Consider the following 8,898-nt stretch of genomic DNA (forward strand, 5'->3'; position numbering starts at 1 on the left):
ATCCGCAGCGGTGGCTGGTCGCTCATCGGGCGCATGCTGAAATACTGGAAGGCGATCCCGATCACGAATGCCGCCACGAAGTCCAGCGTCCAGCTGGCCGCGACTTCACTGCCGAACAGCGTCACGGGGACCAGGATCAGGCCGGATTCGACCAGCAGGTCCGCCAGCGTGCAGCCGCTGCCACAATGGCTGGCGGCCAGCGCGACGCTGCGCAGGCGGGACGGGGGGCGCTCGGTGTCCTCGCCGCGCGCCTCGGCCTCGCGTTGACCGCGCGCCGTGCGCAGGCGGCCCACATGCAGGTAGCCCCAGATCGCCAGTGGACCGGCATACAGCGCGGTCACCGGCCACACGATGTTCATGATGCCCATGCGCTGGCGATAGCCGCGCGCGATGTCGAACACGATCCACAGTGCGCACAGGACCGCGACCGAGAGTGATATCCAGGAGAGGAGCGTCAGCCATGCAGGCATGTGCTTTCCTTGGTTCGGATTGGATCCTCAGGGTAACGCGCAGCCCTTCAATGTGCGGTTAACCGCTCAGGCAGCCTTGCGCGCGCCCAGCGTGTCCAGCAGGTCGTGCGCGGTGCGCAGCCGCTCGCTCGCGCCGGGCAGGTCCAGATACACCTTCAACTTGTCCTGGCCATCGAGTTTGTATACGCGAGGCTGGGTCTGGATCAGATGCAGCAGCACGCGCGGGTCGATATCCGGTTGCTCGCGGAACACCAGGCGCCCACCAGTCGGGCCGAACTCCAGTTTGCGGATGCCCATGGGGGTGGCGCGCAGCTTCAGCTCGGCGACGGCGAACAACTGCTTGACTGGATCCGGCAGCAGCCCGAAACGGTCGACCATCTCCACCTGCAGCTCGCGCAGGGCATCGCCGTCGCGGGCGCTGGCAATGCGCTTGTACAGCGTCAGCCGGGTGTGCACATCGGGCAGGTAATCGTCGGGGATCAATGCTGGCAGGTGCAGCTCGACATCGGCCTCGTGGTCGGAGGTCAGGTCGAAATCGGGTACCTTGCCGCTGCGCAGGGCCTTGACCGCGCGCTCCAGCAGCTCGGTGTACAGGCCGAATCCGACCTGCTGGATCTGCCCGGACTGCTCGTCGCCGAGCAGCTCGCCGGCGCCGCGGATCTCCAGGTCATGCGTGGCCAGGGTGAAGCCGGCGCCCAGTTCCTCCAGTGAGGCCAGCGCCTCCAGACGCTTTTGCGCGTCGGCGCTGATGGCCTTGCGGTCGGGCACGATCAGGTAGGCGTAGGCGCGGTGATGCGAGCGGCCCACGCGCCCGCGCAGCTGGTGCAGCTGGGCCAGGCCGAAGCGATCGGCGCGGTCGATGACGATGGTGTTGGCGGTGGGAATGTCGATGCCGGTCTCGATGATGGTGGTGCACACCAGCACGTGGAAACGCTGGCGGTGGAAGTCCAGCATCACCTGTTCCAGCTCGCGTTCGGGCATCTGGCCGTGGGCGATGCGGATGCGCGCATCCGGCATCAGTGCTTCCAGTTCGCGCGCGGTGCGCTCGATGGAGTCGACGTTGTTGTGCAGGAAGTAGATCTGTCCGCCGCGCGCCAACTCGCGCTGGATCGCCTCGCGCACCATCGCCGGGTCGTATTCGCTGATCAGCGTCTTGACTGCCATGCGGTGCGCCGGCGGGGTGGCGATGATGGACAGGTCGCGCAGGCCGTTCATGGACATGTTCAGCGTGCGCGGGATCGGTGTGGCGGTCAGGGTCAGCAGGTCGACCTCGGCGCGCAGTTTCTTCAGTTGCTCCTTCTGGCGCACGCCGAAGCGCTGCTCCTCGTCGACGATGACCAGCCCAAGATCCTTGAACTTCACATCTGACTGCAACAGCTTGTGGGTGCCGATGATGATGTCCACCTGACCGTCGGCCAGGCTCTTCAATGCCGCGTCGACGTCCTTCTTCGAGCGGAAACGCGAGAGCACTTCCACGCGCATGGGCCAATCGGCGAAGCGGTCGGCGAAGTTCTGGTAGTGCTGCTGCGCGAGCAACGTGGTCGGCACCAGCACCGCGACCTGGCGTCCGGCGGCGGCGGTGACGAAGGCCGCGCGCAGGGCCACCTCGGTCTTGCCGAAGCCGACGTCGCCGCAGACCACGCGGTCCATCGGTCGCGGTGCCGCCAGGTCGTCCAGCACGGCTTCGATGGCGGTGCGCTGGTCGGGGGTCTCCTCGAATGGGAACCCGGCGGCGAAACCGGCGTACATGGCATGGTCGATGTCCAGCGCCGTACCCTGGCGCGCCTCGCGCTGGGCATAGATGGCCAGCAGTTCGGCGGCCACGTCGCGGACCTTTTCAGCCGCTTTCCTGCGCGCCTTCTCCCAGGTGTCGCCGCCCAGCGAATGCAGCGGTGCCAGTTCCGGCGTGGTGCCCGTGTAGCGGCTGACCAGGCCCAGTTGCGCCACGGGCACGTACAGCTTGGCCTGCTTGGCGTATTCGATCAGCAGGAACTCGCTGGGCGTGTCGCCCACGTCCAGCGAGGTCAGTCCACGATAGCGTCCGACGCCGTGATCGAGGTGCACGATCGGCGAGCCGATCTCCAGCTCGGTGAGGTCGCGGATGATGGTGTCCGGGTCACGCGTGCTGGTGCGTCGGCCGCGGCGATCCTGGCGCACGCGTTCGCCCAGCAGTTCGCGTTCGGTGATCACCGCGATGGGTGGATCGGTCAGGGCGAATCCCTGTTCCAGGGCGGCCACGGTGATGGAAAGCCTTGGAGGGTCGTCGTTGCCCGTCGTGTCCTGTTCCAGGAATGCTTTCCAGCTGTCCACCGGCTTGGGGTGAATGCCGACACCACCGAGCTGGTCATACAGCGCCTCGCGGCGACCGGCCGAGTCGGTGGCGATCAATACGCGCCCGGGGTAGGCCTCAAGGAAGTCCTTCAGGGCTTCGGCGGGGCGTTCGCCGCGCGCGTTGATCGGAAGCGAAGGCACGGGCTGTGTGCCGAGGTCGCGGGCATGCGCCTGGCCGCGGGGCACGATCTCCGCGCGCAGCGTGCGGTTGAGCCGCTCGCGCAGTTGCTCGGGGGGCAGGAACAGATCGGCGGGCGGCAGGATAGGACGCTCGATGTCGTGCGCGCGTTGCTCATGGCGTTCGCCGATCTGGGTCCAGAACTGCTCGGCAGACTCCAGCGCACGCTCGCCGAGCACGAAAAGGGCATGCTCGTCGAGATAGTCGAACAGCGTTTCGGTGTGCTCGAAGAACAGCGGCAGGTAGTACTCGATGCCTCCGGGCGTGACGCCCTGCTTGATGTCCTGGTAGACCGGGCAGCGGCGCACGTCGATCGGGAAGCGCTCGCGCAGGCGGTTGCGGAAATCGCGGATGGTGTGCTCGGTCAGCGGAAACTCACGTGCCGGAAGCATCTCGACCGACTCGACTTTCTGCGCCGACAGCTGGGTCTCCGGGTCGAAGCTGCGGATCGAGTCGATCTCCTCGTCGAACAGCTCGATGCGGTAGGGCTCGGCCGCGCCCATCGGGAAGATGTCGATCAGCGCGCCTCGCACCGCGAATTCACCCGGATCACCGACTTGCGGCACGTGCCGGTAACCGGCCGATCCCAGGCGTTGCTGTTCGGCGGCGATCTCCAGTTTCTGCCCGACATGGATCGACAATCCGCTGCCTGCCACGTAGTTGCGTGGCGCCAGGCGCTGCATCAGGGTGGCCACGGGTACCACCAGCACGCCACGTGTCACCGAGGGCAGGCGGTGCAGGGTGGCGATACGTCGCGAGATGATTTCCGGGTGCGGGCTGAAAAGATCGTAGGGCAGGGTTTCCCAGTCCGGGAAATGCAGTACCGGCAAGTCGCCGGCAAAGACCTCCAACTCCTGTTCAAGCTGGTGCGCGCGCAGGTTGTCGCGCGTGGCCACCACCACCAGGCCGTCATGTTTGCGCGCCGCTTCGGTGACTGCCAGCGCCATCGAGGCGCCGTCCGGCACGGCCCAATAGCTGCGCTGTTTTGGAGTGGATGGAAGGGGTGGCTGGATCAGGCTTGCGGGCATGTCGACACGGCACAGGGGCGCCAGGCCACTTTCGCAGCCAGCGCATCAGGAGAATAAGCCATTCTAGCAGCCGGAGGCGCGAGTTCCGTATTCAGTCCAGGGCAAGTGACATCAACTGCATGCCGGGATCGTCGTACAGCATGCGGTGCTTGAACCCAAGTTCCCGGCACAGATCCAGCATGGGGTTGTTCTGGGTCAGCACGTGCCCCCAGATTTCGTCGACGCCGCGGTGATTGCACTCGTCGATCAGCTGTTGCATCAGCAGGTGGCCGAGTCCACGACCGGTCCACGCACGTTCGACCAGGATCGCAAACTCGGCATGATTGGTGGTCTCATCGATGTGGATGCGGCTCACGCCCCGCAGCTCCTCCGGCTGTGCTTGCTCGTCCATCAGCACGAAGGCGGCCTCGTGCTCGTGATTGATATTGCACAGGCGTTGGGCCATCGGTTCGGGCAGTTCGCGCATGGACAACATGAAGCGCATGCGGACTTCCTCAGGGTCGAGGCGCGTGAAACAACGGCGGATGGCATCGACATCGGTCCCCTGAATCGGTCGAAGCAGGAGTTCTCGCCCGTCTTTCAGCGTGACCTGTTCACCGCATGCGCGGGAGGCAGCTTGCGACTCCTGGGCAAAACGCTTGTTGCTGCGCGGCGGCAGCGTTTCGGACTCGATCGGTGCCATGGGAACAGCTTCGTCATGCCGGGTATAGCTCATGCTCGTGGGTTCAGTTTGAGGTTCCCAACAGATTCTGTCCACCGTCCGTGGCGATATGTCCAAAGACCCGCCCGGCGTGCGGCATTGGCTACACTGGCGTTACTGCGGTTCAAGGTTTCCATGATGAGCGGACACGCCAACTCCCTGCGCGCCATCCTGCTGGCGCTGGGGGCCAACTTCTCGATCTTCGTGGCCAAGCTGGTGGCTGCGCTGGTGACCGGTTCTGGCGCGATGCTGGCCGAAGCCGTGCATTCGCTGGCGGACTGCGGCAATCAGATGCTGCTTCTTCTGGGGGTGCGGCAGGCGCGGCGTCCACCATCCGACGCCTATCCACTGGGCTGGGGACGGGCGCTGTATTTCTGGTCGTTCCTGGTGGCGATGCTGTTGTTCAGTGTCGGCGGCATGTTCTCGATCTACGAGGGCATCCACAAGCTGTATGCGCCTGAACCGCTGAAGTGGCCGTGGCTGGCCATCGGCGTACTGCTTTTCAGCATTCTGGTCGAGGGGGTGTCGATGCATGGATGCCTGCGGGAGGTCAACAAGGAGCGTGCCGGTCGCAGCCTGTGGCGCTGGTTTCGTGAAAGTCGTTCCAGCGAGTTGCTGGTGATCTTCGGTGAGGACTTTGCCGCACTGGTTGGCCTGGTTCTGGCGCTTGCCGCGCTGCTGGCGACAGTGCTGACCGGCAACCTGGTCTTTGATGCACTCGGCACCCTGGCGATCGGCGCGCTGTTGGTATTGGTGGCGATGGCACTGGCTGCGCAGGTCAAGGCGCTGCTGATCGGCCAGGGGGTCGAGGAGAGTCGTCGCAAGGCGATGCTGGATTTCCTGCAGCAGCGTCCGGAGATCGAGCATGTGTTCAATCTGCTGACCATGCACATGGGACCGGACGTCATGGTTGCGATCAAGGCGCGCATGCGGCGCATGGATTCCGGGCACGCCATGGTGGGCGCGATCAATACCGTGGAGCGCGAGTTTCGTGCGCAGTTCGGGGAGGTGCGCTGGAGCTTCTTCGAGCCGGATGTGGAGGACTGATGCCGTCGCGAGGTGGACTCAGTGCACCCCGATGCCCACGCCGCCGCCACGGTAGCCGCCGCTGCCGAAGCCGACGCCCAGTCCGAAGCTGACATGCGGGTGTCCACTGCGCATTTCTTCTGCAGTCCAGGCGTGATGCCGGATCACCGAGACCAACGGGAACACGTAGGGCGCCTTGCCCACGGTGCTCGAACGCACGCCGTTGATGTGTCCGCTGAAGGTCATCGGGCTTCCTGGCGGATAGTCCAGAGGCTCGACGTAGCCAGGCATCATGGCAATAAAGCGACCGATACCCTTGTCCTTGCCCAGCCGGGGCCGCTGGGAGCTGTCCAGCGGATAGGCGAGCATCTCGATTTCGCTGTGATCGCTGAAGTTGCTGACCTTGACCACCGTCCCGCCCCAGATGACCGGCGCGTTCTGGAAGCGCTCGGGGGTCCGCGCCACCTGACCCGGCGTGGCCTTCACCGTGTCCGGCGAGGTTTTGTAGATCGGTGCGGGTGCACACCCGAGCAGCGATGCAAGCAGGGCCGCTGCAGCCAGGTGCATGACGATGTGCGTGGCGCTCTTGGACATGACGTGATTCCGGGGCGTTAATTGCGTTTCCAGCTTAGCCATTGCGCGCTGAACGGCAAGTGCCGTGGGCGTTCATGGGCGTGCTTCGGTCTTCAGCCATTGCAGGCGACTTTTGCCGGTGCCGGGCGAGGTTGCCAGGGTGCGCGCCAGCAGCGGCAACAGTTCAGCCAGGCGATGGTCGAGTTTCCAGGGCGGGTTGAGGATAGCCATGCCGGCGCCGTTCAGGCGTCTGGGCACGGTGTCGGACTGCACCAGCAGCTCGACATCCAGCACCGTGCGGGCCGGGCAGTCGTGCAGCCAGCGGCGGAACGGCTGCACGTCGCGCGCCAGCTTGATCGGGTACCAGATTGCATAAACCCCCTTGGGCCATCGCTGCATGCCTGCTTCCACCGCCGTACGGATGTGCTTGAACTCCTGATCCTGGGCTTCGAATGGGGGATCGATCAGCACCAGCCCGCGGCGTTCGCGCGGCGGCAACAGGGCTTTCAGCGCGGCATAGCCGTCGCGCTGGTGCACATGGATGCGCGGGTCATTGCGTACCAGCGCACGCAGGATCGTGGCTTCCTCCGGATGCAGCTCGCACAGCTGCGCGCAATCGTTCTCGCGCAGCAGCGCGGCGGCCAGTCGCGGCGAGCCGGGGTAGAACCCGGGCTCCTCTGCTTCGACCAGTGCAAGATAGCGAGCCAGCAGCGCCGATTCTGCGGATTTTCCGCGCACGCGCGCTATGCCCTGGTCGGCCTCGGCGGTCTTGCGCGCGGCTTCGCAGGCCAGGTCGTAGCGGCCCGCGCCGGCATGGGTGTCGATGTAGCACAACGGCTTGGACTTGGCCTTGAGTGCCTCAAGCAGTGCGACCAGCACGCAATGCTTGAAGACATCGGCAAAGTTGCCGGCGTGGTAGGCGTGGCGGTAGTTCATGCGCGGGTCCTGGGACAGGGCGGGCAGTATAGGCATATCGACACCGGCGCATGCAGCCCGATCAATGCCCTTGGATGCAGGCTGGTGTGCGATGCATGCGAGAAACGCTATCAGCCCCCCTTGCTGCGACCGTGGCGCACCGCTGCGCCAGCATGATGCGGGTACCGGTGGCATTCGGTTCGCGGTGCGGCACGAATGGTTCTAGAGTAGACCGTCATGCATGGAGTACCCACATGAAATTCATCAAGAAGCTACTCATCCTGATCGTGTTGATCGTGGTCGCTTGCGGTGCCTGGGTCTGGTCCGGCGCGTACAACATCGGCGCCGATGCGCCGCACTGGGCATTGACGAAAAAGGTGATCAGCGTGCTGCGTGATCGTTCCATCGCGACACGGGCAGATGAGGTCAAGGTGCCGGACAATCTTGATGATCCGGCCCTGCTGGCCGAGGGCGCCGCGCATTACCACGAGATGTGTACCGGTTGTCACCTGGCCCCGGGGATGGGCGACACGGAGATCCGCCAGGGCCTGTATCCCAAGCCGCCGAACCTGACGCATTTCGCGCCGGACCCGGCCGAGGCCTTCTGGATCATCAAGCACGGCATCAAGATGACGGCCATGCCGGCCTGGGGCAAGACGCATGACGACCAGAAGATCTGGGCCATGGTCGCCTACCTGCAAAAGCAGCCGCACATGAGCGTGGAGCGTTATCGCCAGCTGTACGCGGCGGGGGATGCGGCCGAGGCGGGAGAGCACGATCATGCCGGACCCGCGCATGCGTCCACAGGATCATCAGCCGCGGCAGCGGCCACGGCCGCAACACAGGTGCCGGTGCCAGCACATGCGGACACTTCGGCAGTGCCGGCTTCACCGGCAGGATCGGCTTCTGCGCCTGCACCGGCAGGCTCAGCTGGTGCCTGAATCCGTCTCGCTGCGCAGGTCGCGCAGCACCTCGCCGGCCTCGCGCAGGACCAGCAGGCCGACGAGGATGCCGATCACCAGATCCGGCAGGTGCGAGCCCAGCGCCAGCACCAGGATGCCGGAGGCGATCACGCCCAGGTTGGCGAGCACGTCGGCGCGCGTGCACAGCCACGCCGCGCGCAGGTGGATCTCGCCGCTTTTGAAGGGTTTCATGACCACGGTCAGCAGCGTGACATTGACCGCAAGGGAAAGGCAGGCGACGCCGATCATGGCCCATCCATAGGGCATGGCGCCGCCGTTCCAGCGTGCCACGGAGCTCACGATCACCAGCATGCCGAGCACTCCGATCACGCCACCGTTGAACAGGGCTGCCTTGCGCTTGAACCCGATGCCCCGCGAGATCGCCAGCAGGCTGATGCCGTAACCGCCGGCGTCGGCCAGCATGTCCAGTGCATCGGCGGTCAGGCCCGAGGAGTGTGCCAGCAGGCCGGCAACGATGCCTATCACGAACATGGCCGCATTCAGGACCAGTGCGATGACGAGTGCGCGGTGCTGTAGATGGTCCCGGGGCGGCTCCGTTTCGCAGCCGCATTCAGACATGCTGGCAACCTCGCCCCACCTCTCCATGGCCTGCATGGTCCATCTGCAAGGTGGTATGTGCGATGTCGTAGGCTTGTTGCAGCATGGCCTCGATCTCGCGTCGCTTGTCGTGGCAATCGTCCTCGTTTCGAACGAA

8 protein-coding genes are annotated in these 8,898 nt (G+C 65.2%); 2 read left to right on the forward strand and 6 right to left on the reverse strand.

The window, feature by feature from the left end; all coding sequences use genetic code 11:
• The 3 genes from PF446_RS09650 to PF446_RS09660 form a co-directional block, all read right to left on the reverse strand.
• Positions 1–470 (reverse strand): DUF4396 domain-containing protein (locus PF446_RS09650; protein ID WP_298071215.1); only part of this gene is annotated, 470 nt, incomplete at its 3' end.
• Positions 471–536: 66 nt separating this feature from the next.
• Positions 537–4,007, reverse strand: a complete 3,471-nt coding sequence (gene mfd, locus PF446_RS09655; RefSeq protein WP_298071216.1) for a transcription-repair coupling factor — start codon at positions 4,005–4,007, stop codon at positions 537–539.
• 91 nt (positions 4,008–4,098) lie between these two features.
• Positions 4,099–4,722 carry a GNAT family N-acetyltransferase gene (locus PF446_RS09660; RefSeq protein WP_298071217.1) on the reverse strand — a complete coding sequence of 208 codons (624 nt, stop codon included), beginning with the start codon at positions 4,720–4,722 and terminating at the stop codon, positions 4,099–4,101.
• Between the two features lie 123 nt (positions 4,723–4,845).
• Between PF446_RS09660 and PF446_RS09665 the strand changes: the two genes are divergently transcribed.
• On the forward strand, positions 4,846–5,754 hold the full coding sequence (locus tag PF446_RS09665) for a cation diffusion facilitator family transporter (RefSeq protein ID WP_298071221.1): 909 nt from the start codon (positions 4,846–4,848) through the stop codon (positions 5,752–5,754).
• An 18-nt stretch (positions 5,755–5,772) separates the two neighbouring features.
• On the opposite strand, the gene PF446_RS09670 is transcribed toward PF446_RS09665, so the two are convergent.
• Positions 5,773–6,327: a Slp family lipoprotein gene (locus PF446_RS09670; RefSeq protein WP_298071218.1), complete on the reverse strand. Its 555-nt coding sequence runs from the start codon at positions 6,325–6,327 to the stop codon at positions 5,773–5,775.
• Between the two features lie 72 nt (positions 6,328–6,399).
• Positions 6,400–7,242: a 23S rRNA (adenine(2030)-N(6))-methyltransferase RlmJ gene (gene rlmJ, locus PF446_RS09675; RefSeq protein WP_298071222.1), complete on the reverse strand. Its 843-nt coding sequence runs from the start codon at positions 7,240–7,242 to the stop codon at positions 6,400–6,402.
• Between the two features lie 233 nt (positions 7,243–7,475).
• Here rlmJ and PF446_RS09680 point away from each other — a divergent pair, with 233 nt between their 5' ends.
• A complete protein-coding gene (locus tag PF446_RS09680; protein ID WP_298071219.1) occupies positions 7,476–8,162 on the forward strand; it encodes a cytochrome c in 687 nt (228 codons plus the stop codon).
• On the opposite strand, the gene PF446_RS09685 is transcribed toward PF446_RS09680, so the two are convergent.
• Positions 8,148–8,798, reverse strand: coding sequence for a cation transporter (locus PF446_RS09685; protein WP_343224673.1), 651 nt, complete (start codon positions 8,796–8,798; stop codon positions 8,148–8,150). The two genes, PF446_RS09680 and PF446_RS09685, sit on opposite strands and share 15 nt — an antisense overlap.
• Positions 8,799–8,898: the final 100 nt, after the last annotated feature.

Source organism: Oleiagrimonas sp. (genome assembly GCF_027858935.1).
GTDB lineage: Bacteria > Pseudomonadota > Gammaproteobacteria > Xanthomonadales > Rhodanobacteraceae > Oleiagrimonas.